General features: G+C 73.0%; 20 protein-coding genes, 2 tRNA genes and 1 other RNA gene. 11 read left to right on the top strand and 12 right to left on the bottom strand.

Features of this window, described 5'->3' with window-relative positions; genetic code table 11:
* Window positions 1-260 precede the first annotated feature (260 nt).
* Window positions 261-2516, top strand: coding sequence for a transglycosylase domain-containing protein (locus tag ACZ3TI_RS10530; protein WP_465725534.1), 2256 nt, complete (start codon window positions 261-263; stop codon window positions 2514-2516).
* 116 nt (window positions 2517-2632) lie between these two features.
* On the opposite strand, the gene ACZ3TI_RS10535 is transcribed toward ACZ3TI_RS10530, so the two are convergent.
* Window positions 2633-3085, bottom strand: a complete 453-nt coding sequence (locus ACZ3TI_RS10535; RefSeq protein ID WP_465725536.1) for a GatB/YqeY domain-containing protein — start codon at window positions 3083-3085, stop codon at window positions 2633-2635.
* Between the two features lie 440 nt (window positions 3086-3525).
* On the opposite strand from ACZ3TI_RS10535, the gene ACZ3TI_RS10540 reads away from it, so the two are divergent.
* The 4 genes from ACZ3TI_RS10540 to ACZ3TI_RS10555 all read left to right on the top strand — a co-directional run bounded on the left by ACZ3TI_RS10540 (window position 3526) and on the right by ACZ3TI_RS10555 (window position 5697).
* On the top strand, window positions 3526-3753 hold the full coding sequence (locus ACZ3TI_RS10540; protein WP_465725538.1) for a helix-turn-helix domain-containing protein: 228 nt from the start codon (window positions 3526-3528) through the stop codon (window positions 3751-3753).
* A 145-nt stretch (window positions 3754-3898) separates the two neighbouring features.
* The gene (locus ACZ3TI_RS10545) at window positions 3899-4579 is read left to right on the top strand and encodes a CGNR zinc finger domain-containing protein (RefSeq protein ID WP_465725540.1); all 681 of its coding nucleotides are present in this window, start codon (window positions 3899-3901) and stop codon (window positions 4577-4579) included.
* Window positions 4579-5523: a metallophosphoesterase gene (locus ACZ3TI_RS10550; protein WP_465725542.1), complete on the top strand. Its 945-nt coding sequence runs from the start codon at window positions 4579-4581 to the stop codon at window positions 5521-5523. The genes ACZ3TI_RS10545 and ACZ3TI_RS10550 overlap by 1 nt, the downstream gene beginning before the upstream one ends.
* Window positions 5524-5623: 100 nt before the next feature.
* Window positions 5624-5697 (top strand) — tRNA-Pro (locus ACZ3TI_RS10555).
* Window positions 5698-6004: 307 nt separating this feature from the next.
* On the opposite strand, the gene ACZ3TI_RS10560 is transcribed toward ACZ3TI_RS10555, so the two are convergent.
* Window positions 6005-8782, bottom strand: a complete 2778-nt coding sequence (locus ACZ3TI_RS10560) for an ATP-binding protein (protein WP_465725544.1) — start codon at window positions 8780-8782, stop codon at window positions 6005-6007.
* Window positions 8783-8972: 190 nt separating this feature from the next.
* Here ACZ3TI_RS10560 and ACZ3TI_RS10565 point away from each other — a divergent pair, with 190 nt between their 5' ends.
* From ACZ3TI_RS10565 to ACZ3TI_RS10580, 4 genes are all read left to right on the top strand, one after another.
* Window positions 8973-9350, top strand: a complete 378-nt coding sequence (locus tag ACZ3TI_RS10565) for a nuclear transport factor 2 family protein (protein WP_465725546.1) — start codon at window positions 8973-8975, stop codon at window positions 9348-9350.
* Window positions 9351-9517: 167 nt separating this feature from the next.
* Window positions 9518-10981, top strand: coding sequence for an MFS transporter (locus tag ACZ3TI_RS10570; protein ID WP_465725548.1), 1464 nt, complete (start codon window positions 9518-9520; stop codon window positions 10979-10981).
* A gap of 159 nt (window positions 10982-11140) precedes the next feature.
* On the top strand, window positions 11141-13093 hold the full coding sequence (locus ACZ3TI_RS10575) for a S9 family peptidase (protein WP_465725550.1): 1953 nt from the start codon (window positions 11141-11143) through the stop codon (window positions 13091-13093).
* Window positions 13090-13665 carry a hypothetical protein gene (locus tag ACZ3TI_RS10580; RefSeq protein WP_465725552.1) on the top strand — a complete coding sequence of 192 codons (576 nt, stop codon included), beginning with the start codon at window positions 13090-13092 and terminating at the stop codon, window positions 13663-13665. The genes ACZ3TI_RS10575 and ACZ3TI_RS10580 overlap by 4 nt, the downstream gene beginning before the upstream one ends.
* 146 nt (window positions 13666-13811) lie before the next feature.
* Here ACZ3TI_RS10580 and ACZ3TI_RS10585 read toward each other — a convergent pair whose 3' ends face one another.
* The 10 genes from ACZ3TI_RS10585 to ffs all read right to left on the bottom strand — a co-directional run bounded on the left by ACZ3TI_RS10585 (window position 13812) and on the right by ffs (window position 23642).
* Window positions 13812-14615, bottom strand: coding sequence for an SURF1 family protein (locus ACZ3TI_RS10585; protein WP_465725554.1), 804 nt, complete (start codon window positions 14613-14615; stop codon window positions 13812-13814).
* Window positions 14616-14675: 60 nt separating this feature from the next.
* Complete coding sequence (locus ACZ3TI_RS10590; RefSeq protein WP_465725556.1) at window positions 14676-15890, bottom strand: hypothetical protein; 1215 nt, start codon at window positions 15888-15890, stop codon at window positions 14676-14678.
* Entirely contained in the window at window positions 15883-16428 is a 546-nt protein-coding gene (locus tag ACZ3TI_RS10595) for a SigE family RNA polymerase sigma factor (RefSeq protein WP_465725558.1), read from the bottom strand. The genes ACZ3TI_RS10590 and ACZ3TI_RS10595 overlap by 8 nt, the downstream gene beginning before the upstream one ends.
* Before the next feature lie 294 nt (window positions 16429-16722).
* On the bottom strand, window positions 16723-17778 hold the full coding sequence (locus tag ACZ3TI_RS10600; RefSeq protein ID WP_465725560.1) for an aspartate-semialdehyde dehydrogenase: 1056 nt from the start codon (window positions 17776-17778) through the stop codon (window positions 16723-16725).
* A 28-nt stretch (window positions 17779-17806) separates the two neighbouring features.
* Window positions 17807-19087, bottom strand: coding sequence for an aspartate kinase (locus ACZ3TI_RS10605; RefSeq protein ID WP_465725562.1), 1281 nt, complete (start codon window positions 19085-19087; stop codon window positions 17807-17809).
* Between the two features lie 321 nt (window positions 19088-19408).
* Window positions 19409-20071 carry a DUF5063 domain-containing protein gene (locus ACZ3TI_RS10610; RefSeq protein WP_465725564.1) on the bottom strand — a complete coding sequence of 221 codons (663 nt, stop codon included), beginning with the start codon at window positions 20069-20071 and terminating at the stop codon, window positions 19409-19411.
* The gene (gene recR / locus ACZ3TI_RS10615) at window positions 20064-20663 is read right to left on the bottom strand and encodes a recombination mediator RecR (protein WP_465725565.1); all 600 of its coding nucleotides are present in this window, start codon (window positions 20661-20663) and stop codon (window positions 20064-20066) included. The genes ACZ3TI_RS10610 and recR overlap by 8 nt, the downstream gene beginning before the upstream one ends.
* Window positions 20664-20902: 239 nt before the next feature.
* Window positions 20903-21241 carry a YbaB/EbfC family nucleoid-associated protein gene (locus tag ACZ3TI_RS10620; protein ID WP_465726042.1) on the bottom strand — a complete coding sequence of 113 codons (339 nt, stop codon included), beginning with the start codon at window positions 21239-21241 and terminating at the stop codon, window positions 20903-20905.
* A gap of 91 nt (window positions 21242-21332) precedes the next feature.
* Window positions 21333-23489, bottom strand: a complete 2157-nt coding sequence (locus ACZ3TI_RS10625; protein WP_465725567.1) for a DNA polymerase III subunit gamma and tau — start codon at window positions 23487-23489, stop codon at window positions 21333-21335.
* A gap of 56 nt (window positions 23490-23545) precedes the next feature.
* Window positions 23546-23642: signal recognition particle sRNA small type (gene ffs / locus ACZ3TI_RS10630), an RNA gene on the bottom strand.
* A 107-nt stretch (window positions 23643-23749) separates the two neighbouring features.
* Here ffs and ACZ3TI_RS10635 point away from each other — a divergent pair.
* Both ACZ3TI_RS10635 and ACZ3TI_RS10640 read left to right on the top strand, forming a co-directional pair.
* A tRNA-Ser gene (locus ACZ3TI_RS10635) sits at window positions 23750-23834 on the top strand.
* A 335-nt stretch (window positions 23835-24169) separates the two neighbouring features.
* Window positions 24170-24526 (top strand): MarR family transcriptional regulator, encoded by a 357-nt coding sequence (locus tag ACZ3TI_RS10640; RefSeq protein ID WP_465725571.1) that lies wholly within the window; start codon window positions 24170-24172, stop codon window positions 24524-24526.
* Window positions 24527-24579: the final 53 nt, after the last annotated feature.

The following is a 24579-nucleotide window of genomic DNA, read 5'->3' on the forward strand; positions in this document are numbered from 1 at the left end:
GTTCACACGAGTACGGCAGGCCCCAGCCGCCTCAAAATCCGGTCATCGCCGGGCAATTCGGGCAACCCTCTCCACCCACAAGAGTGAATGATGTTGACGCACCGAAGCTGTACCAAGCTTGTGACAAGCCTAGGCGAACACCTGCCCCGATGTACGGGAATCGGCGACGTAGGGTTCTCCCCATGGCACCGAAGCGCCCACAGGCCCCCCAGCCCCCAGGCAACGCCGGAGCTCCGCGCGGCAGGACCGGCGGATCACCGTTGGAGCACGTCGGCAACGGCGTGAAGTTCCTGGGCGTCAGCGTGCTCTCCGGAGTCCTGCTGGCAGGCCTCGCCCTGCCCGCCGTCGGCGCCATCGGGCTGACCGCCAAGGACACGGCGGAGAGCTTCGACAACATCCCCGACGACTTCAAGACCCCGCCGCTCACCCAGGCCACCCAGATCTTCGACGCCAAGGGCGGCCTGATCGCCAAGGTCTACGAGCGCGACCGCACCGTCCTCACCGCCGACCAGATGTCGCCGTTCATGCGACACGCCCAGGTGGACATCGAGGACGCCCGCTTCTACGAGCACGGCGCCGTCGACCTCAAGGGCATCCTCCGCGCGGTCAGCAAGAACGCCGAGAGCGGCACCGCCTCCCAGGGCGCCTCGACGCTGACCCAGCAGTACGTGAAGAACGTCAACGTGGAGAAGGCCGGCGACGACCAGGCGGCCGTCCTGGAGGCCCAGCGCAAGACCCTGGGCCGCAAGATCCAGGAGCTCAAGGTCGCGATCAAGCTGGAGGAGGACCTGAGCAAGGATCAGATCCTCACCAACTACCTCAACATCACCTTCTACGGCCACCAGGCCTACGGGGTCGAGGCGGCCTCCCAGCGCTACTTCAGCAAGAGCAACAAGGACCTGACCGTCGCCGAGGCCGCCACCCTCGCCGGCATGGTGCAGAACCCGTCGTCCTACGACCCGGTGCGCTACCCCGAGAACACGGTCAAGCGCCGCAACGTCGTGATCGACAAGATGCTCGAGAACAAGCACATCACCGCGGACCAGGCGAAGGAGGCGAAGGCCGCCCCGCTGGGCCTGAAGTACAAGGACCCGCAGAACGGCTGCATCACCGCCCAGGCCGGGATGGGCTTCTTCTGCGACTACGTCCGCCACGTGGTCAAGCAGGACCCGGCGTTCGGCAAGAGCGCCGAGGAGCGCAAGAAGCTCTGGGACACCGGCGGCCTGAACATCTACACCACGCTGGACCCGGACAAGCAGGCCGCGGCCCAGAACGCCGTCACCAAGAAGGTCAACGTGACCGACCAGGTGTCGGCGGCCGCGACCATGATGGAGCCGGGCACCGGCAAGATCGTGGCGATGGCCCAGACCCGCCCGTACGGCCTGGACCCGAACAAGAACCAGACCGTCGTCAACCTCAACGTGGACGCCTCGATGGGCGGCGGCAACGGCTTCCAGACCGGTTCGACCTTCAAGCCGATCCTGGCCGCGGCGGCGCTGGAGTCGGGCATGGCGCCCACCCAGTCGTTCCCGTCCGAGAACAAGATCGAGTACCCGCAGATGTCCACCTGCTCGGGCACCTGGAAGAACGTCCCGACGCCGGGCGAGGGCAAGGCCACGGTGAAGAACGAGTCCGAGAAGGAAGTCGGGCCGTACCAGCTCAAGCAGGCCATGGCGCTGTCGGTCAACACCTACTTCGTGCAGATGGAGCAGCAGGTCGGGCTCTGCGCGATGAAGCAGATGGCGAACAAGCTGGGCATCACCCAGTCCGCGAAGGGCGACGCCTTCCGTGAGGTGCCCTCGATGGTCCTGGGCACCCTGGAGCTCTCCCCGCTGACCATGGCGAACGTCTACGCGACCTTCGCCGCCCGCGGCAAGTACTGCACCCCGGTCGCGATCAACAAGATCAGCACGGTGGACGGCAAGGAACTGCCGGTCCCGCAGACCCAGTGCAGCCAGGCCTTCTCCGAGGACACCGCGGACAAGCTCAACACCGTCCTGCTGAACGTGACCGAGAAGGGCACCGCGGCCGCGCTCGGCCTGGACGGCGGCCGCAAGATCGCCGGCAAGACCGGTACCACCGACGAGAAGAAGGCCGCCTGGTTCAGCGGCTACACCCCGTCGCTGGCCGCCTCGGTCTGGCTCGGCGGCCCGGCCGGCGGCGTCAAGATGAAGAACATCAACATCGGCGGCAAGCACTTCGACGAGGTCTTCGGCGCCGACGGCCCCGGTCCGATCTGGCAGATGGCGATGAACCAGGCGCTCCAGGGCACGCCGATGGAGCCGATCCAGACCGCCGACATCCCGGACCCGCAGCCCACCGCTCCCCCGGCGGGCGCCACCCCGCCGCCGGCCGACCCCAACCCGCAGCCCGGCGGCAACCCCCCGCCGCCGCAGCCCAGCGACAACACCGCGGGCGGCGGCAACCCCGGCGGGATGATCGGCGGCGGGTTCACCCTCCCGCCCGGCGTCATCGGCGGCGGCAAGGGCGGCAAGCACGGCGGCAACAACGGCTGACCGGGCTCTTGGAACAGCGACGAAGGGGCGTCCTCCGATGCGGAGGACGCCCCTTCGTCGTGTCGCCAGGGCGGTCAGGGCCGCCCGGGCTCAGGCCCGGCGGCCCATGCTCAGGCTCAGGACAGCGCGGCCTTGACGGCGGCGGCGACCCGGCTGCCCTCGGCCAGGCCCTCCACCTTGGGCTTCACCAGCTTCATGACCGCGCCCATCGCCTGCGGGCCGCTCGCCCCGCTCTCGGCGACCGCGTCCGCGACGATCCCGGCCAGCTCCTCGTCGGACAGCTGCTTGGGCAGGTAGGCCGCCAGCAGCTCGCCCTCGGCCCGCTCCCGCGCGGCCTGGTCAGTGCGACCGGCCGTGTCGAAGGCCTCCGCGGCCTCCCGGCGCTTCTTCGCCTCGCGGCCGATCACCTTCAGCACGTCGGCGTCGGACAGCTCGCGCTTCTGCTTGCCCGCCACCTCCTCGCTGGTGACGGCGGCCAGCGTGAGCCGGATGGTGGACGCGCGCAGCTCGTCCCGGTCCCTGATGGCAGCCGTGAGGTCCTCCTGCAGCTGCTCCTTGAGCGTTGTCATTTCCTCTTTTTATCCTTCGACTGTGGGCGGTCTCAACCAGGTTTCCACCGGGCATCCACTGCGGCTTTGCGCAGGTGAACGAGTATGCCGTGCCGAGGCCGACCGACCGGCTGTCGAGTGACGACGCGTCGGGCCGTTCGGGTCGGACTCACGGGCGGACTCACGGGCGGATGGACGGGCAGACGGACGGTCATGGCAGGCACAGGACAGCAGGATTCGGCCACCCTGGCCGGCCGTGTGCGCATGTTTTCGGCTAAACAGCCGGAAATCGCCGGAGGCCCCCGTTCGGCCGCCGACACCAAAAGGGGCAAAGTCGAACGTAGCGACAGGTTCGCGAAATCGGCCCGCACAGAACACCCGTTCGCATTAGGCTTGAGCCGCAGGTCAGCGTGTCAAGTTCCGGCTTGGATTCTGCTCACGACAGCAGGAGGCACGGGGGAATGGACAACAATCAGCTTCGCTCCATGTTGGTGACCCACCGGAAGATGGTCGGGTGGAGCCAAGAGAAATTAGCCGAGCATTCCAATGTCAGTGTAAGAACCATTAGAAATCTGGAAACCGGCGCCATCAAGAATCCACGGCGCAGCTCCGTGGAACTCCTGATCGGCGCCCTGCTCTCCGCGGCAGCCCCACCCCCGCCCCCGACGGAAAGCCACGCCGCCGGGTGACCACGGGGAAATCCCCTCGCCCGTGCTCACGGCACCGGCGCCGTGAGCACGGGCCCGGAGCAGCCGGCCGTCCGACCCCGCCGGCCCACCCCCTCCCCACGAGGGCGCCGTAACCCATTAACCCGGTTACACCTATCCTGGCTCCATGACCGACGGAGACGACCGGGACCCCACCCCGCCCGGGCTGGTCCTCACCACCCCCGCGGGCGTCCGCTTCCACTTCGACCCCGGCGCCCTCTGCCTCGAGCTGCTCACCACCGGCGGCCCGGGCCCGTACGCCCGCTACGAGGTCCTGCACCGGCCCGACGACCTCGCCGCCTGGCTCCCGCTGTCCCGCCTGCGGCTGCCCGCCGACACCGTCCGGGTCACCGCCCCCGAGCTCGCCGCCGTCCGCACCCTGCGCGACGCGCTCTGGCGCCTCGCCGCCGCCCGCGCCCACGGCGAGCCCGGCCCGGCCGAGGACTACGCCGTCCTCAACCTGGCCGCCGAGCACCCCCCGCTGGTCCCCCGGATCGCCCCGGACGGCACCGCGGCCGCCCCGCTGCCCGCCGACGGCACCCAGTTGGCCTCCACCCTCGCCCGGGACGCCATCGCCCTGCTCACCGGCCCGTACGCGGACCGGGTGCGCGAGTGCGGCGCGCACAACTGCCAGCTGATCTTCGTCGACACCTCCAGGCCCGGGCGGCGGCGCTGGTGCTCGATGGAACGCTGCGGCAACCGCCACAAGGTCCGCGCCCTGCGCGCTCGCCGCGAGTCCGAGCAGCCGCCCCCGTCGGCCCCCTCCGCGCGTCCACCAGCTGATCCACCGTCTGAGAGCATGGGCTGATGCGACCGCTGTACTCCGTCCCCCTCGGCTTCGCCGCCGCCGGCGCCGCCTGCCTCGCCTACTCCGCCGGGTACGAGGTCCGGGCCTTCCGCCTCCGCCGGGTCGAGGTCCCCGTCCTCCCCCGCGGCGCCCGCCCCCTCCGGATCCTGCAGGTGTCCGACATCCACATGGTGAGCGGCCAGGGCAAGAAGCAGCGCTGGCTGAAGAGCCTGGCCGGCCTGCGCCCCGACCTCGTGGTCAACACCGGCGACAACCTGTCCGACCCGCTCGGCGTCCCGGCCACCCTCGACGCGCTCGGCCCCCTCATGGAGTTCCCGGGCGTCTACGTCTTCGGCTCCAACGACTACTACGGCCCGGCCCGCAAGAACCCGGCCCGCTACCTCCAGGCCATGCGCAGCGGCGTCCACGGCATGAACAACCCCGACGGCACCGGCAACCGCGGCATCACCGGCGCCGTCCACAACCCGTGGGAGAAGCTCCGCGACGGCTTCGACGCGGCCGGCTGGCTCGACCTCACCAACACCCGCGGCCACCTCGCCGTGAACGGCCTCGACCTCGAGTTCACCGGCCTCGACGACCCGCACATCCGCCGCGACCGCTACAGCGAGGTCTCCGGCGGCCCCTCCCCCGACGCCGACCTCTCCCTCGCCGTCGTCCACGCGCCCTACCTGCGCGTCCTCGACGCCTTCACCGCCGACCGCTACCCGCTGATCCTCGCCGGCCACACCCACGGCGGCCAGCTCTGCATCCCCTTCTACGGCGCCCTCGTCACCAACTGCGACATCGACACCCGCCGCGTGAAGGGCCTCTCCACCCACACCGCCGGCGGCCACCGCTCCCACCTCCACGTCTCCGCCGGCTGCGGCACCAACCGCTACACCCCCGTCCGCTTCGCCTGCCCTCCCGAAGCCACCCTCCTCACCCTCACCCCGGCCCCCCGCTGACCCCCACCGGACGCCCGCCCGAAACCGGATTTCGTGTCTCGGCGAGCGTCCGGTAGAGTTCTACTCGTCGCGAAGGAGACGGAGCGACAAACCGCAAGACCGGGGTGTGGCGCAGCTTGGTAGCGCGCTTCGTTCGGGACGAAGAGGCCGTGGGTTCAAATCCCGCCACCCCGACCCAGTAACACCAGCTCAGGGCCGGTGTCCCGCAAGGGACACCGGCCCTGACTGTTTTCTCCGGGGTGTTCGGGAGAACTCCTGGAGAAGTCCGGGACGTCCCGGTCCCAGTCGTGCTCGGCCTGACAGCGTCCGCGTTCGGGCCGAAGCTCATCGACCCGGGCAAGGACACCTTCTCCCTCGACATCCCCGCGACGCAGGTCCACGACCGGCTGACGGCCGAGCCGGTACCGCGCACCTCGCCACCGCACCCGCGCCGTCGTGACCGCCCTCGCCGCAGCCTCCTCGCCCGCCGCCGGGCGATGTCTCAGAGGACGGTGGTGAGTTCGGTGCGGGAGGTGATGTTGAGCTTCGGGTAGGCCTTGTAGAGGTGGTGGGCGACGGTGCGGGGGCTGAGGAAGAGCTGGGCGGCGATGTCGCGGTTGGTGAGGCCCTGGGCGGCGAGGCGGGCGATCTGGAGTTCCTGGGGGGTGAGGGGGGACTGCGGGGTGCCCGTGGGGGTGGGGGCGGGGGTGCCGGTGGCGGAGAGTTCGGTGCGGGCGCGGGCGGCCCAGGGGTGGGCGGCGAGGCGGTCGAAGGTTTCCAGGGCGGCGCGCAGGTGGGGGCGGGCGTCGGTGCGGCGGCGGGTGCGGCGCAGCCATTCGCCGTAGAGGAGGGCGGTGCGGGCCTGCTCGAAGGGGCGGTTGCCGGGTTCGTGCAGGTCGAGGGCGGCGCGGTAGGCGGATTCGGCGAGTTCGTCGGGGCCGAGCAGGGCCTGGCAGCGCAGTCGGAGGGCTTCGGCCCACGGGCGGTCGGCGGCGGCGGCCCAGCGGGCGAAGCGTTCGTACGGTTCGGCGGCGCGTTCGGGGGTGCCGAGGCGGACGGCCGCTTCGACGAGGTCGGGGACGGCCCGGGTGGCGCTGACGTGGTGGCGCTGCGGGCCGGTGGTGAGGGTGTGCAGGCGGTCGGCGGCGTCGCCGGCACGGCCCTGGCCGAGGTCGAGCAGGGCGAGCGCCCACTGGGCCCAGGGGAGGCCGGCCGCGGGGGCGGCGGTCTGCGGGCCGGTGGTGGCGAGGGCGGTGGCGGCGAGTTCGGCGCAGTGGTCGGTGCGGCCGTCGAGTGCGGCCAAGTAGGCGAGCAGTGCGGTGAGTTGGCTGACCCACTGGTGCTGGCCGGTGTCGCGGGCGAGGTCGAGGGCCTCGGCGGCGGTGAGTTCGGCGTCGCGGTGGCGGCCGTGGAAGAGTTCGGCTTCGGCGAGGAAGAACTGCAGGGTGGGCATCACCCCGACGGTGCCCTTGGCGCGGGCTTCGGCGGCCAGTTCGCCGCCGAGTTCGGCGGTCTCCTCGTCGCGGCCGAGGATCAGGGTGGCGCCGCACAGCTGGACCAGGTCGACGGGGCTCTCGGCGCCGGCCCGGCGGGCGGCCTCGGCGGCTTCCCGGACGGGCGGGAGCGGTGCGGCGGGCCTGCCGAAGGCCGGGAGGACGGCGGCGGGCAGGTGGCGGGCGAGCGGGGCGAGGGGGTGGCCGTCGGCCAGCGGCAGGGCGGCGAGGCGGTCGAGGACGGCGATCACTGGCTCCTCCCCCGCGTACCAGGCGGCGTGGAAGGCTTGGAACAGCATCCGGGCGGCGTGGGTCGGGTCGATGCCGGTGCCGGCGGCGTCGAGCAGCAGCCGGTAGGCGGTCGGGTACGAGCCGCGCCAGAAGTGCGCGGTGGCCCGGACCTGGTCGAGCAGGGCGTGCGCCAGGGCGCTGTCGGTACGGGTGGCGGCCTCGTCGGCGAGCGCCTCGGCTCGGACCAACTCGCCTTCCTCGGTGGCGGCTTCGGCCGCCAGGACGAGGCGGCGGGTGGCGGCGTCCCGGTCGGGGGTGAGCCGGGCCGCGCGTTCGTAGGCGGCGGCGCCGCCGTGGCCGCCGTGGCGTTCGGCGCGGACGGCGGCGCGTTCCAGCGCGTCGGCGAGGTCGGCGTCGGGGGCGGTGGCGGCCAGGGCGAGGTGCCAGGTGCGGCGGTCGCCGTCGGGCAGCACCTCGGCGACTGCTCGGTGGATCGTCAACTTCTGGTGGTGCGGTGCGCGTTGGAGGATCGCCGAGCGCAGCAGGGGGTGCCGGAAGGCGATCCGGCGGTCGGCGGTGACCGTCACCAGCCCTGATTCCTCGGCGGGGGCGAGGTGCTCGGCGGTGATGCCGAGCGTGGCCGCGGCGGGCAGGACGACGTCGAGTTCCCCGCTCTCCTCGGCGGCGGCGACCAGGAGCAGCGTCTGGGTGGCCGCGGGCAGGACGGTGACCTGCCCGTGGAAGGCGATCAGCAGCCGGCTGGTGAGCGGTAGGCCCCCCGAGGCCGGACCACCCGAAGCCAGGCCACCCGAGGCCAGGCCACCCGGCGCGTGCGCCTGCGGCCCGGCGGCGACGGGGAGTTCGGTGAGCGCGAGCGGGTTGCCGGCGGCCTCGGCGAGCAGCCGGTCGCGGACGGCGGCGGGCAGGTCGGGGCCGACCCGCCGGGTCAGCAGCCGGGTGGCATCGGCCTCGGCCAGGGCGGTCACCTCCAGCGCGGGGAGGCCGAGCCCGCGCTCGGCGGAGACGTCCACCGACGTGCCGCCACCGGTACGGGCGGCGAGCAGCAGCGCCACCCCCTCGGCCTGGAGCCGCCGGGCGGCGAGCAGCAGCGCGTCCAGCGAAGCCCGGTCCAGCCACTGCACGTCGTCCAGGACACACAACAGCGGCCGGTCTGCGGCGAGTTCGGCGAGCAGGGCGAGCGTGGCGAGCCCGACCAGCAGCCGGTCCGCCGGCCTGCCGGGGGACTCCTCGTCGTCGGCCAGCCCGAACGCCGCCTCCAGGGCCCGTCGCTGCGGCCCGGGCAGCGCGTCCAGCCGGTCCAGGCCGGGTGCGAGCAGCAGGCTCAGCCCGGCGTACGGCAGTTCGGCCTCGTACTCGACGCCCGCCGCCCGGATCACCCGGAACGCCTTCCCCGCCCGTGCGACGGCGTCGTCCAGCAGCGCGGTCTTGCCGATGCCGGCCTCGCCCCGGAGCAGCAGGACGCCGCTGCGACCGGCCCGCGCCGCGGCCAACAGCCCGTCCACGGCGGCCTGTTCGTTTTCCCTCCCGTACAGCATGCCCTCGACCCTACCCATCCGGCCCGCGCCGCCCCACCGCGAACCTCGGCAACCGGGGGCCAGTACCCCCGCCCGACAGCTACGTACCCCCATGCCTATACGTGACGGATTCGCCGCCGCCCGCCCGTCCCTACCTTTGTGAGGACCGGGAACGACCGGCCGAAACCCCACCGGAACACGGGAGATGACGATGACCGAGATCACCACCGCCGCCCTGCAGCAGCTCGCCGAGCGCTACATCGCGGTGTGGAACGAGACGGACCCGGCGGCCCGCCGCAAGCTGATCGACGAGGCGTGGGCCGAGGACGGCCGCTACACCGACCCGCTGGCCGCCGTCGCCGGACGGGACGCGATCGACGCGCTGATCGGCGCGGCCCAGGCCCAGTTCCCGGGGCTGGAGTTCACCCTCGGCCCGGTGGACGCGCACCACGACATCGCCCGCTTCACCTGGAACCTCGGTCCGGCCGGTGCGGAGCCGGTGGTGATCGGCTTCGACGTGCTGACGGCCACCCCGGAGGGCCGGATCGGCGCGGTGTACGGCTTCCTCGACCGCGTGCCGGGCGCCTGAGCCACCGCTGCCCACGCACACCGAGGGGCGGGCCCTTCCCGCCGGCCCGCCCCTCACCGAGAACGACCCCTCACCGAGAACAACCCCTCGCCGAGAACAACCGCGGACTACCCCCGACCGCCGACCCCGAGCCCCGCCCCCGGCCGACCCCCTGAGGAGAGCCCGAGATGAGCACCGCCCTCGACGCCCGGCGGCCCACCCCGGCGCCGCCCGCCCCCGAGACGGCGACAGTGGCGGCAGCCACGGCCCCCAAGGGCCTGCTGCCGGTCGTCCTGACCGCCACCTTCATGACCGCCCTCGACATCTTCGTCGTCAACGTCGCCCTCCCCTCCCTCCAGGCCGAGCTCGGCGCCGGCCCGTCCGCCGTCCAGTGGGTGATGGCGGGCTTCAGCCTGGCCCTCGCAGCCGGACTGGTCACCGCGGGCCGCCTCGGCGACCGGTACGGCCGCCGCCGGGTGTTCGGCCTCGGCCTCGCCCTCTTCACCCTCGCCTCGGCGGGCTGCGGTCTCGCCCCCACCGCCGCCGCCCTGGTCGGCGCCCGGGTGGTGCAGGGCCTGGCGGCGGCACTGATGGGCCCTCAGGTGCTGGCGATCCTCCGGACCGCGTTCAGCGGCGCGGAGCAGGCACGGGCCTTCGCCCGGTACGGGCTGACGATGGGCGTCGGCGCGGTCTTCGGCCAGCTGATCGGCGGACTGCTGATCCGGGCGGACCTCTTCGGCCTCGGCTGGCGCAGCTGCTTCCTGATCAACCTGCCGATCGGTGTGGCCGCCCTCGCGATGGTCCGCCGCTGCCTGCCGGAGTCCCGCGCCCTGCGGCGGCCCGGTCTGGACCCGGTCGGCGTGCTGCTGGTCACCACCGCGCTGACCGCCCTGGTGCTGCCGCTGATCCAGGGCGCCCGACTGGGCTGGCCGCTGTGGACCGTGCTCTGCCTGGGCGCCTCGGTCGCTCTGCTCGCCGCCTTCGCCGTACACCAGCACCGCGCCACCACCGCGGCAGCCACCAGCACCGACATCACCACCGCCACCCCACTGGTCGACACCCGCCTCTTCCGCGACCGCGCCTTCAGCGCCGGCGTGCTCGCCCAACTCGCCTTCTGGCTCGGCCAGGGCTCCTTCTTCCTGGTGCTCGCCCTGCACCTGCAGTTCGGCCGCGGCCTGGACGCGCTCGGCGCCGGGCTGGTGTTCACCGCGATCGGCCTCGGCTACCTGGTCACGTCCAACACCACCCACCGGATCACCGCCCGTCTCGGCGGCCGCCGCACGATCACCGTCGGCGGACTGCTGATGGCCGCCGGGCTGGCCCTGCTCGCCCTCGCCACGTACGACGCCGCGGACGGCAGCGTCTGGTGGCTGGCGCCGGGGCTGTTCGTGGACGGTCTCGGCATGGGCCTGGTGATCGCCCCGGTCACCTCCGTCGTCCTGGAGGGCGTCGAGCCGCGGCTGGCCGGCTCCGCCGCCGGGGTGGTGTCCACCGTGCAGCAGGTCGGCGGGGCCCTCGGGATCGCACTGCTCGGCCTCGTCTACTACGGCGCCGACGACCCGACCGCCGCCTTCGGCCGCAGCGTCCTGGCGCTGACGGCGCTGGAGCTGCTGCTGGTGGCCCTGGTCCGGCTCCTGCCCCGCAAGAGCTGACCCCGGCAAGAGCCGACCCCCGGCGACAGCAACCGCAACCGCAACTACAGCAACCGCAACCGCAACCGCGGTACGCGAACACCCCCGAACCACCGGGCGGGTGGCCCCAGGCCCACCCGCCCGTTCCATTCCCTCCCCCCGATCGGGTTGGATGGTCGGATGAGCGAGGAGAAGAGCGCCGTACCGGCGTGGGAGCAGCGGTTCAGGGCCGCCCGGGTGTGGCTGCCCGACTGGGCCGAGGACGCCCCCGACCGGGCGCTGTACGTGTCCAACGCGACGGGCACCTACGAGGTCTACGCCTGGGACCGCGCCACCGACACCCACCGTCAGGTCACCGACCGCCCGAACGGCACCACCGACGGCGAACTGTCCCCCGACGGCGCCTGGGTCTGGTGGTTCGACGACCACGACGGCGACGAGTTCGGCGTCTGGCGCCGCCAGCCGTTCTCGGGCGGCCCGGACGAGGAGGCCGTGCCCGGCCTCGCCCCCTCCTACTCGGCGGGCCTCGCGCTCGGCCGCGACGGCACCGTGGTCGTCGGCCGCTCCACCGACGAGGACGGCACCACTCTGCACCTGCACCGCCCCGGCGACGCCGAGCCGGTCGAGATCTACCGGCACGCGGAGTACGGCGGCGTCGGCGACCTCAGCCACGACGGCACGCTGCTCGCCATCGACCACACCGAGCACGGCGACGCGATGCACTCCGCGATCCGGGTCGTCCGCATCACCGGCACCGGCAGCGCTCACACAACCGGCAGCACTCACACCACCGGCAGCGCTCACACCACCGGGACCGTCGCCACCGGGGCCATCACCGTCGAGACCGTCGCCGAACTGGACGAGGTCACCGGCCGGGACGAGCCGCGCGGCGTCGCCTGCCTCGGCTTCGCCCCGGTCGAGGGCGACACCCGCCTGCTGGTCGCCCACCAGCGCACCGGCCGCTGGGAGCCGATGATCTGGGACGTCGCCACCGGCGTCGAGACCGCGCTCCCGCTGCGCGACGAGCAGGGCCGCGAACTGCCCGGCGACGTCTCCGCGCAGTGGCGCCCGGGTGCCGAGGCCCTGCTCGTGGAGCACGAGTACGAGGCGCGCAGCGAGCTGTTCACGTACACGCTCGCCGACGGACGGCTCACCCGCCTGGACACCCCGCGCGGCACCATCGGCGGCGCCACGGCCCGTCCGGACGGCACCGTCGAGTACCTGTGGTCCTCCGCCGCGGAGCCGGCCGCGGTCCGCTCCACCGCCGGGACGGTCGTACTGCGGGCGCCCGGCCCGGTGCCGCCGGGTTCGGTGCCGGTCGAGGACGTCTGGGTGGACGGACCCGGCGGACGGGTGCACGCCCTCGTGCAGCGGCCGCCCGGCAGCTCCCCCGAGGACGGCCCGTTCCCGACCCTGTTCGAGATCCACGGCGGTCCGACCCACCACGACAGCGACTCCTTCGCCGCCGGCCCGGCCGCCTGGCTGGACCACGGCTTCGCGGTGGTCCGGGTCAACTACCGCGGCTCGACCGGCTACGGCCAGGCCTGGACCGACGCCCTGCACGAGCGGGTCGGACTGATCGAGCTGGAGGACATCGCGGCGGTCCGGGAGTGGGCGGTCGCCAGCGGCCTCGCCGACCCGCGCCGGCTGGTGCTCACCGGCGGCAGCTGGGGCGGCTACCTGACCCTGCTCGGGCTCGGCGTCCAGCCCGAGGCCTGGGCCCTGGGCGTCGCCGCCGTGCCGGTCGCGGACTACCACACCGCGTACGCCGACGAGATGGAGGCGCTCAAGTCGCTGGACCGCACCCTCTTCGGCGGTACCCCCGAGGAGGTCCCGGACCGCTTCACCGCCTCCTCCCCGCTGACCTACGTCGAGCAGGTCCGGGTGCCGGTGTACATCAGCGCCGGGGTCAACGACCCGCGCTGCCCGATCCGGCAGATCGACAACTACGTGGAGCGGCTGGAGCAGCTCGGCAAGCCGCACGAGGTGTACCGGTATGACGCCGGGCACGGATCGCTGGTCGTGGAGGAGCGGATCAAGCAGCTGCGACTGGAGATCGACTTCGTCCGACGGCACCTGGACGCTGCCCCGGCCGGCACCGCTGCGGGCAGCGCGGACGGGGAGTCGGTGTGAGACGCGTGCTGATGCTCGCGGGGGCGGCGGTGGCCGGGGCCCTGGTGCTCACCGGCTGCTCGGGGTCGCGCAGCGACGACGCCGACTGCCCGCCCCCGGCCGGCCCGCCGGCGCCGAGCCCCTCGGCGGCCCAGCCGACCGTCCCGGCCGTCCCCGCCACACCGCTCGCCACGGCGACCCGGGCGAGCGCCGTCGGCGCGGGCGCGTCCGTCGTGTTGGCGGCGTACGAGGTGGACGAGCCGACCGACGGGAGCGGGAACGGCACGGTCCTGCTCGCCAAGGGAGGCAAGAGCGGCGGCTCCTCGGGCTCGAAGGGCTCGGGGTCCAAGGGTTCGAAGGGCTCGAAGACCGGCCGCACCGTGCACCACCACATCGACCACTACGACTCGGACGGCAACGGCGGCGGCCACAGCCACTGCTCCGGCAACCCGACCCCGGTGCCCGCCGACTCGACCCCACCTGCCCAACCGTCGGTCCAACCGCCCGTCCCGACGCCGAGCGCAGCGCCGACGCCGCCGACACTGCCGCCGGTCAAGCCGACGGCCGTACCGCCGCTGCCGACCAAACGCTGACCGACCAGCGCCTCGATCGACGCCCCGGTCGCCACCTCGACCCGCGCCTCGGTCGACGCCCCGGTCGCCACCTCGACCCGCGCCTCGGTCGACGCCCCGGTCGCCACCTCGACGCGCGCCTCGGTCGGCGCTCAGGTCGGTCCAGGTCAGTCCAGGACCGGGTCCAGTCCCAGGGCCCGGTCCTGTTCCACCTCCGCCTCGCGGCGCATCAGCCGGAACCACATGAAGACGACGAAGCCCCCGAAGACGAACCACTCCAGGGTGTAGCCCAGGTTCTGGAACGCGCGCAGGGTGAGCCCGTCCCCGCCCTGCGGCTGCACAGTCGGTACGGGGGTCAGCCCGGCGGGCGCCTCGTCGGCGGCGACCCAGCCGTCGTACCAGCCGTCGTACTCGAGCACGTTCAGCAGCGAGGCCCGGTTGATCATGCCGAGCTGCCCGGCCGGCAGTCCGCCGGCGACCGCGCCGCCGCTGCCCACGGCCTCGTTGGCCTGCAGCCGCCCGGACACCGTCACCGTCCCGCCCGGCGCCGCCCCGCCCGGCAGCGACCCACCGGTCACCCCCGCGGTCGGTGCTCCGGGCACCCAGCCCCGCACCACCGCGACGGCGTGCCCGTCGGCGGTGCGCAGCGGGGTGAGCACGTAGTAGCCCTGCTTGCCGTCCACCACCCGGTTGGGTACGAGGAGCTGGTGCTCGGTGTCGTAGCTGCCGGTCACCGTGACCGACTTGCCGACGGTCTCGGTGGTCACCTGCGGAGTCGCCTGATCGAGCAGCGCGTCGATCGGCCGGGCGTCACCCGTGGCGGTGATCGCCGCCTTGGTCTCGTTGTGGGTGGACACCCGGTCCTCGAACCGGCCGAGCTGCCAGGAGCCCAGCCCCATGCACACCACCACGGCCGCCACGGCCAGGGCCGTGCCGCCGAGCCACCGCGGAGTCAGGAGGAACCGGTACACACCCCCCACGGTAACCACTCCTCACACCCGTCCCGCCCCCAGGGGCCGGTACGGGACCCGTCACCCCGCCGAGGGCGAACCCGAGGGCTGCGGCACCGGACCGCTCACCGCCTGCAAACCGCCCCGGTACAGCGTGCCGGTGCAGGCCAGCGGCAGCGTCGCCGTGGCGGCCGTGGGGCTGCCCGGGGCCGGGGTGTGGGCGATGGTGGCGGTGGGGGCCGGGGTGGTGGGGCTGCCGGTCGGGGTGGCGGTGGGGCTGGGGGCCGAGGTGGGGGCCGCCGAGGGGGACGAGGTGGCCTGGGGGTTGGCGGTGGCGGCGCCGGTGGCTCCGGAGGCCGGGAGGCCCGAGGCCGCCGGGGCCTGGGAGGTCAGGGACACCTTGGTGGCGCCGGTCGGCGCGCCGGTGGGTTGGCCGGGGACGCTGCAAGCCTGGTCGGGGATCCAGGCGAACGGCACCCGGTACCCGGCGAGCGGCGCGAGTACCGGCGGTTCCGCGTCCATCGCGGTCAGGCCGCCGACCTGGTCGCCCGGGGCGTGGTCGGCGGTGCGGATGCGGTTGCGGTCGCCGCCGCTGACGCCGGTGACGGCCACCGCGCCCGGTCCGCCGACGCGGCAGCTGTGCCCGGAGACGTTGTAGACGGTGAACGAGCCGTAGATCCGCCCCGCCGCGTCGGCCGAGCCGACCTGCGCGATGCCGTCGCCGAGGTCGGTGCGGGTGCAGAGCGGGACGATGCCGCTGTCACCGGCTCCGGTGGTCCCGCTGGGCGCGACGGTGCCGTCGGTGCGGGTGGCCCCGGTGCCGGGGGTGTGCGGGGCGGTGGCCGGGCCGGAGGCGGGCAAGGCGTCCCCGGTGCCGCTCGAACCCGCGGGCGGGGCGCTTCCGATGCCGCTGCTGCCGTTGGCGGTGCCGCTGGGGGCGGTGGCGGCGGGGCTCTTGGCGTCGGCCGATCCGGGACCGCCGGAGAGTCCGAGGTGTTCGCCCTCGTGCAGGACGGGCAGGGCGATCGCGACGGCGAACGCGAGCGCGGCGGCTCCGGTCCAGGCTCCGCGCCGGGCGGCCCGCCGGCGGGGTACGGCCTGCCGGATCCGGGGCAGTCCGCCGGCCGAGGGCTGGATCCCGGCGACGGCGTGGTGCATCAGCTCGCGCACCGCCCGTTCGTCGGACGACAGCCCGGACAGCCCCGACAGCTCCGAGGCGTCCGACGGCCCGCCGCCGGGGCTGCCGGGGCCCAGGCCGTCCACCGCCCGCCGCCCGGTGCCGTCAGCCTCAGCCATGACCGGCCTCCATCTGGATTCGGAGGGCGGCGAGTCCGCGCGATCCGTAGGCCTTCACCGAGCCGAGCGAGATGCCCAGGGTGTCGGCGACCTGCGCCTCCGTCATGTCCACGAAGTAACGCAGCACCAGAACCTCCCGCTGACGGCGTTGCAGACCACGCAGCGCGGCCTTCAACTGGTCGCGCTCCAAGGCATCGTAGGCACCTTCTTCTGCACTGGCCATGTCAGGCATGGGCTTCTGCAGCAGCCTCAGCCCGAGGATCCGGCGACGGAGCGTGGAGCGGGACAGGTTGACGACCGTCTGCCGCAGGTAGGCGAGGGTCTTCTCGGGCTCGCGCACCCGCCGCCGGGCTGCGTGGACCCGGATGAACGCCTCCTGGACGACGTCCTCGCAGGTCGAGAGGTCGTCAAGGAGCAGCGCGGCGAGCCGCAGCAGTGAGCGGTAGTGCGCCTGGTAGGTCTCGGTGAGCAGGTCCTCGCTGGTACCCGCGTCGGTACCGGCGCCGGAGTCCGCCGCACCGGGTGCGGCCGCCGTCATCTGGTCGTCTTCCGGCCTACTCGCAGGCCACGGGGCGCGCGAGGGGAAGGACACCGCGGCCCTCGCCGGGATGCCCACCCTTGCCCCCACCATCACGTCCGCCACGCCCGTTGGACACTCGATCCCCTGTCATGGTTGCCCAGCCCGGGGCCCATTCTTCCGCATGGGCGGAAGAGGCCTCCAGCGGATTCCCCCGGGATTCCGGACAGATTGTGTCGAGGAGCGGACACAGGTATGGACACAGGTGTGGACACAAGCGGGCAGATCGTACGGCGGGAGCACGGCGAACGGGCCCTATTCCACCGTCAGCTCACCCGCCACCAGCTCCGCGATCTGCAGCAGGTTGAGCGCCGCCCCCTTGCGCAGGTTGTCCCCGCACAGGAAGAGGTCCAGCGCGTCCGGCTCGTCCAGCGCCCTGCGCACCCGCCCGACCCAGACCGGGTCCGTGCCGACCACGTCGTTCGGCGTCGGGAACTCGCCAGCCGCCGGGTCGTCGTAGAGGACCACGCCGGGCGCGTCCCGCAGGATGTCCTGCGCGTGCTCCTGGGTGACTTCCCGTTCGAACCGCGCGTGCACGGCGAGCGCGTGGGTGCGGACGACCGGGATGTGCACGCAGGTCGCGGAGACCTTCAGCGCGGACAGGCCGAGGATCTTGCGGGACTCGTCACGGATGCCCAGCTCCTCGGCGGCCCAGCCGCCCTCGCGCAACCCGCCGGTCCAGGGCACGGCGTTGAGCGCGAGCGGGGCGGCGAACGGCCCGTGGTCGGCGATCACCGCGCGCAGGTCGCCGGTCTGCCGGCCGACCTCGGTGCCCGCGACCAGCGCGGTCTGCTCGCGCAGCACCGCCTCGCCCTCGCGGCCCTCGCCGCCGGCGGCCTGGTAGGAGGCGACGACGAGCTGCGCCAGCCCGTACTCGGCGTGCAGCGCGCCGACCGCCGCGATCATCGCGAGGGTGGTGCTGGCCGGGCTGGCGACGATGCCGCGCGGGCGGATCCGCAGCGCGGCCGCGTTGACCTCGGGGACGACCAGCGGCACGTCCTCGGCGGTGCGGAAGGCGGCCGAGTCGTCGACGACCACGATGCCCTTGGCCGCCGCGATCGGCGCCCACTGGGCGGAGACCTCGTCGGGGACGGCGAACACGGCGACGTCGATCCCGGCGAAGGCCTCCTCGGCCAGCGGGACGACCTCGACGGCCTCGCCGCGCACGAGCGGCTTGCGGCCGGCCGAACGCGGGGAGGCGACGAGTCGGACCTCGCCCCAGACGTCCTGACGGAGCGAGAGCAGGCCGAGCAGCACCTCGCCGACCGCGCCGGTGGCGCCGACGACGGCGAGGTTCGGCCGCCGGGTCATCGCCCGGTGCCCCCGCTCCGCTCCCGGGTCATCGCCCGGTGCCGCCGTAGACGACGGCCTCGTCCGTCTCGCTGTCCAGGCCGAAGGCGCTGTGCACGGCGCGGACGGCCTCCGGCACGTCCTCGGCGCGGGTGACCACCGAGATGCGGATCTCCGAGGTGGAGATCAGCTCGATGTTGACGCCCGCGGCGGACAGCGCCTCGAAGAAGGTCGCGGTCACGCCCGGGTTGGAGCGCATGCCGGCGCCGACCAGCGAGATCTTGCCGATCGCGTCGTCGTAGCGCAGCGACTCGTAGCCGATGCCCTCCTTGACCCGGCCGAGCGCGTCGATGGCCTTCTGGCCCTCGGTCTTGGGCAGGGTGAAGGAGATGTCGGTCAGGCCGGTCGACGCGGCGGAGACGTTCTGCACCACCATGTCGATGTTGACCTCGGCGTCGGCGATGGCGCGGAAGATGCGCGCCGCCTCGCCCGGCTTGTCGGGCACGCCGACGACGGTGACCTTGGCCTCGGAGGTGTCGTGGGCGACTCCGGAGATGATGGCCTGCTCCATCTCGCCCCCTTCGGGCTTGTTCGGGTTGTCGTTGCTGACGATCGTCCCGGGGAGACCCGAGAAGGACGAGCGTACGTGAATCGGGATGTTGTAGCGCCGGGCGTACTCCACACAGCGGTCGAGCAGCACCTTGGAGCCGGAGGACGCCAGCTCCAGCATGTCCTCGTAGGCGATCCAGTCGATCTTGCGGGCCTTCTTCACCACGCGCGGGTCGGCGGTGAACACGCCGTCCACGTCGGTGTAGATCTCGCAGACCTCGGCCCGGAGGGCGGCGGCGAGGGCGACGGCGGTGGTGTCCGAGCCGCCCCGGCCCAGCGTGGTGATGTCCTTGCTGCTCTGGGACACCCCCTGGAAGCCGGCCACGATCGCGATGTTGCCCTCGTCCAGGGCGGTGCGGATGCGGCCCGGCGTCACGTCGATGATGCGCGCCTTGTTGTGGACGGAGTCGGTGATGACACCGGCCTGACTGCCCGTGAAGGACTGGGCCTCGTGACCCAGGGATTTGATCGCCATGGCCAGCAGCGCCATGGAGATGCGCTCTCCAGCGGTCAGCAGCATGTCGAACTCACGGCCGGCAGGGATCGGTGACACCTGCTCCGCGAGTTCGATGAGCTCGTCCGTCGTGTCGCCCATCGCGGACACCACGACGACGACCTCATGGCCGGCCTTCTTGGCGTCAACGATTCGACGGGCCACGCGCTTGATGCCCTCGGCATCCGCAACGGATGAGCCGCCGTACTTCTGCACGACAAGGCCCACGTGCGCTCCTCGACTTGTGTCGTTTTCCGGGGGCGCCTGGCCCCCGTACCCCCGGGGGAGGGGGGTGTGCGGTCCGCGCCAGTCTACCGAGCAGGGGTGCCCCGACCGGCGCTTTCCATATGATGAGACACCTGTTTCAGCAGGTGACCGCCGGGATGGGCGGCCCCACCGGCAGGTCTGCGGGCGATTCGGTACGGGCCCGAAGAAACAGCGGACCGACGGACGGCGATCCGGCCGGATTTCTTTTCCGAACGGGCCGCTGAGGCATTCGTCACAGTCGGCACGACCGGTGCCGCGACCGCGACTGCCGCCGTTGCGGGCCTACCGCCGCAGCCCCAGCTCGGCCGCCATCAGGTCGCCCGCCTGCTGCTCCAGCTGCTCGTCGGTGAGCCCGTCGTCGTCGGTGTCCGCGCCCTCCGGCACCGCACCGATCGGGCTGTCCAGCCGGACGTGCGCGATCAGCGACTGCAGCGCCCGCAGCACCGCGGTGCAGGTCGTGCCCCAGTTGGAGAGGTAGGAGAACTGCCACCACCACAGCGCCTCGCTGACCCGGCCCTCGCGGTAGTGCGTCAGCCCGTGCTGGAGCTCGCTGACCACACCCGCCAGGTCGTCCGAGATCCGGAAGGCGTTGGGCTTCTCCGGCGGACCGTACGGGTCGAAGACCTCGTGGTAGACGTCGATCGGCGCGAGCAGCTCGGCCAGCCGCTCGCGCAGCTGCTCACCGTCCGGCTCCGGTCCGGCGTCGGGCTCGAAGCGGTCCTCCGGGACGACGTCCTCGATGGCGCCCAGCCGGCCGCCGGCCAGCAGCAGCTGCGAGACCTCCAGGAGCAGCAGCGAGACCGCGCTGCCCGGCTCGTCGCCCTTGGCGACCTCGGTGACGGCGAGCACGAAGCTCTCCACCGAGTCGGCGATCTGCACGGCGAAGTCGTCCGGCTCCGAGCCGTGCCCGTGGGTGTGCTGCTGGTTGATCGTCCGGTCAGACATCGAGCAGTCGTCTCCCTTCGAAGGCGCGGCCGAGGGTGACCTCGTCCGCGTACTCCAGATCCCCGCCGACGGGCAGGCCGCTCGCCAGACGGGTCACCTTCAGGCCCATCGGCTTGCAGAGCCGGGCCAGGTAGGTGGCGGTCGCCTCCCCCTCCAGGTTGGGGTCGGTGGCCAGGATCAGCTCGGTGACCGTGCCGTCCGCGAGCCGCGACAGCAGCTCGCGGATGCGCAGGTCGTCCGGACCGACGCCCTCGATGGGGCTGATCGCGCCGCCCAGCACGTGGTAGCGGCCGCGGAACTCACGGGTGCGCTCGATGGCGACGACGTCCTTGGGCTCCTCGACCACGCAGATGACGCCGAGGTCGCGGCGCGGGTCCAGGCAGACCCGGCACTGCTCGGCCTCCGCGACGTTGCCGCAGACCACGCAGAAGCGGACCTTGTCCTTGACCTCCAGCAGCGCGTGCGCGAGCCGGCGCACGTCGATCGGGTCGGCCTGCAGCACGTGGAAGGCGATCCGCTGGGCGCTCTTGGGCCCGACGCCGGGCAGCCTGCCCAGTTCGTCGATCAGGTCCTGAACCACGCCCTCGTACAACGTCGCGCCTTCCCTCGGATGGTCGGTGGTGCTCCGGTGCCATCATCCAACGAATCGGGCGTCGGACACAGCGCCCGACGCCCGACTCCCACATAAATCACATGGGTCCGCCGTCTGAACTCCAGACCCTTTCGGCCTTGTCGCTCAGAGCGACCGGTCCGGAACGGGTTCCGAACGGTTCGGACCGCGGGCCCCCTGATGAGAGGTTCAGACGGGACCGCGGGCCCTGATCAGCCGGTTCAGAAGGGCAGGCCGGGGATGCCGCCGCCCAGGCCCTGGGTCAGCGGGCCCATGCGCTCGGCCTGCATCTTCTGCGCGGTCTGGCTCGCGTCCCGGACCGCCGCCAGGATCAGGTCGGCCAGGGTCTCGGTGTCCTCCGGGTCGACCGCGGCCGGGGCGATGGTCAGCGCCACCAGCTCGCCGGCGCCGGTCACCGTCGCCTCGACCAGGCCGCCGCCCGCCGTACCGTTCACCTTCGCCTCGGCCAGCTCCTGCTGGGCCTTCGCGAGATCCTGCTGCATCTTCTGCGCCTGCTTCAGCAGCTGCTGCATGTTGGGCTGGCCACCACCGGGGAACACGGCTCTCTCCTTGCTGTCACGGCTGTCTGCGGTGAGTTCGTTCGTCACCGCCGAGCCTACGTGCTGCGTGCTGCCCCGGTGCCCCGGCGGCTCAGTTGCCCCGGTGGTGGATCTCCTCCAGCACCGTGGCGCCCAGCTCACGGATGATCAGCTCCTGGCCGGAGAACGCGTCCTCGTTGAGGTCCGGGTCGTCCTCCTCCGGGATGTCGTCCTCCGGCGCCACCGACTGCACCGGACGTGCCGGCATCGCCGCGACGGGCGGCGGGGCCTGCACCGGGGCGGCCGGTACGGGCGGGGCCTGCACCGGCGGCGGTGCCACCGCGGGCGCGGCAGCCGGAGCGGGGGCGGGCGCCGGCGTGGCCGGCGGGGCGGCCGGACGGGCCGGGGCTCCCCAGCCGCCACCGCCCTGGGGACCGCCGGGGGCGCCACCGCTCGGGGCCGCTCCGGCGCCGCCGGACGGGTCGACGATGCACTCGATCCGCCAGTCCACGCCCAGCGCGTCGGTCAGCGCGGCGCGCAGCACGTCGTCGCTGTTGCTGCCGACGAAGCTGTCCCGGGCGCCGGCGTTGATGAACGACACCTGGAGCACGCTGCCGTCGAACCCGGCCACCTGGCCGTTCTGGCTGAGCAGGATCCAGGTGAAGCGGCGGCGGTTCTTCACCGCCTCCAGGATCTGCGGCCACAGCTGCCGCACCTGCGCGGCGCCCTGCTGCGCGGAGGCCGACGGCTGCCCGCCGGGGGCGGCCGCGGGGGCCGGAGCGGGTGCGGGAGCAGGCACCGGGGCGGGGGCCGGGGCCGGGGCGGCCTGCGACTGCGGCGCGACGGGCGCCGCGGCAGCCGGGGCGGGGGCTCCACCGGCAGGCGGGAAGCTGCGCGGGATCGGCCAGGCGCCCGGCGCGGGCCCGGCGGGCGCGGCCGGGGGCGGCGGAGCCTGCACGGGAGCCGGCTGCACGGGCGCCGGCTGTACGGGCGCGGCCACGGGCACGGCCTGCACGGGAGCCTCGACCGGAGGCTCCATCGCCGGCATAGCCGGGGCCGGGGGCATCGGCACCGCGCCCGGCACCGCCATCGGCGCGGCGAACCCGCCCGCCGACGCCCGCCGCTCCAGCTTGTCCAGGCGCGCCTGCAGCGACAGCTCGTCGCTGTACGCGCCGGGCAGCATCACCCGGGCGCAGATCAGCTCCAGCTGCAGCCGGGGTGCCGCGTTGCCGCGCATCTCGGTCAGCCCGGTGTTGACGATGTCCGCCGCCCGGCTCAGCTCGGCCGAGCCGAACGCGTCCGCCTGCGCCTGCATCACTGCGACCCGGTCCGCCGGGGCGTCGATCAGCCCCTTCTCCCCGGCGTCCGGCACGGTGGCCAGGATCACCAGGTCGCGCAGCCGCTCCAGCAGGTCGGTGACGAAGCGGCGCGGGTCGTGCCCGCCCTCGACGACCCGGTCGATCACCTGGAACACCGTCGCCCCGTCGTGCGCGGCGAAGGCGTCCACCACCTCGTCCAGCAGCGCGGAGTCGGTGTACCCGAGCAGCGCGGTCGCCATCTGGTACGTGACGCCGTCCTCGGCGGCCCCGGCCAGCAGCTGGTCCATGACCGACATCGAGTCACGCACCGAGCCCGCCCCGGCCCGGACCACCAGCGGGAACACCGCGTCCTCGACCTGGATGCCCTCGCGGCCGCAGACCTCCGCCAGGTAGTCGCGCAGCGTGCCGGGCGGGACCAGCCGGAACGGGTAGTGGTGCGTCCGGGACCGGATCGTCCCGATCACCTTCTCCGGCTCGGTGGTGGCGAAGATGAACTTGAGGTGCTCCGGCGGCTCCTCGACCACCTTGAGGAGCGCGTTGAACCCGGCCGAGGTCACCATGTGCGCCTCGTCCAGGATGAAGATCTTGTACCGGCTGTGCACCGGCGCGAAGAACGCCCGCTCGCGCAGCTCGCGCGCGTCGTCCACACCACCGTGCGAGGCGGCGTCGATCTCGATCACGTCGATCGAGCCGGGCCCGCCGGTCGCCAGGTCCCGACAGGACTGGCACTCCCCGCAGGGCGTCGGCGTCGGCCCCTGCTCACAGTTCAGGCAGCGGGCCAGGATGCGCGCACTCGTCGTCTTGCCACAGCCGCGCGGCCCGCTGAACAGGTACGCGTGATTGACCCGGTTGTTACGCAGGGCCTGCTGGAGCGGAGCGGTCACGTGCTCCTGCCCGATGACCTCCGCGAAGGTCTCGGGGCGGTAGCGGCGGTACAGGGCTAGGGACACACCCCCGACGATATCGGGACGGACCGACAAACGCGTCGCCCTCACTCCCCCGGGAACGCAAAGACCCCCCGTGCACCCGCCAGAGCCCTCTTACCCTTGCTGCCTTCCGGCCCTGGGGGGGTTCAGAGAGATGACGCCACACGAGGGGCTGACCCCCACAGTACCGGATCCCGGCCCCGACGATCCACAGGCCACCCCCACCCCCGGCCTGCGGGATAGGTGGTCGCGACCACCCCGAAACATGTACTAAGCTCTCCCACGGAGGATTCGCCTAGAGGCCTAGGGCGCACGCTTGGAAAGCGTGTTGGGGGCAACCCCTCACGAGTTCGAATCTCGTATCCTCCGCCTCCGCCCGCCAGGGCAAACGAAAGGCCCCGACCGCTCAGCGGTCGGGGCCTTCGTCGTCTCGTGGTGGCAGTTTTGGTTGCGGTCACCGTGTCCCGACCTTCGAGCCGAGGAATCCGGGCGCGCTCACCGGCTCTGCTCGCACCTACGACGACCCGGGCGGCGACGTAACTGCCAGGAGCAACGTTCGACCGAGATGCCGTCCGGTCACAGATCAGGTGAGGCCCGGAACCGCGGGCGCAAACCCGACACACTTCTCCACCGGTCCGTGCGGCCCGTCAGCGGAACCTCAGATCAGGCATTGAAAAAGCGGAATCCTCGTTCATACTTGTGGTATGTCGGATGAGCGGGAGCCACGGACGAGCTGGACGTTCCTGACGCAGCACGCGCGTGTGCTGTTGATGGTCGCGCGGGACGCGGACGTCCGCCTGCGGGACCTGGCCGCGATGTGCGGCATGACCGAACGGGCCGCGCGGGCGATCGTCACGGACCTGGAGAAGGCCGGCTACCTGACCCACACCCGACACGGACGCCGCAACCGCTACCAGGTGGTCCGCGGCACGCACTTCCGTCATCCCGCCGAGGGCCGCCACGAGATCGCCGGGCTGCTGGCCCTGTTCGCCGATCTCGCCCCCGACGCCGGACGCCAGCCCGCGACCACCACCGGTGATCATCATGATGAGCATCCGTGAACCCGCGCCAACCCGTCTCCCGCACCCCGCCGCACCTTGTGCGCATCCCGGCC

The sequence above is a fragment of the Kitasatospora sp. NPDC023120 genome (assembly GCF_055560835.1).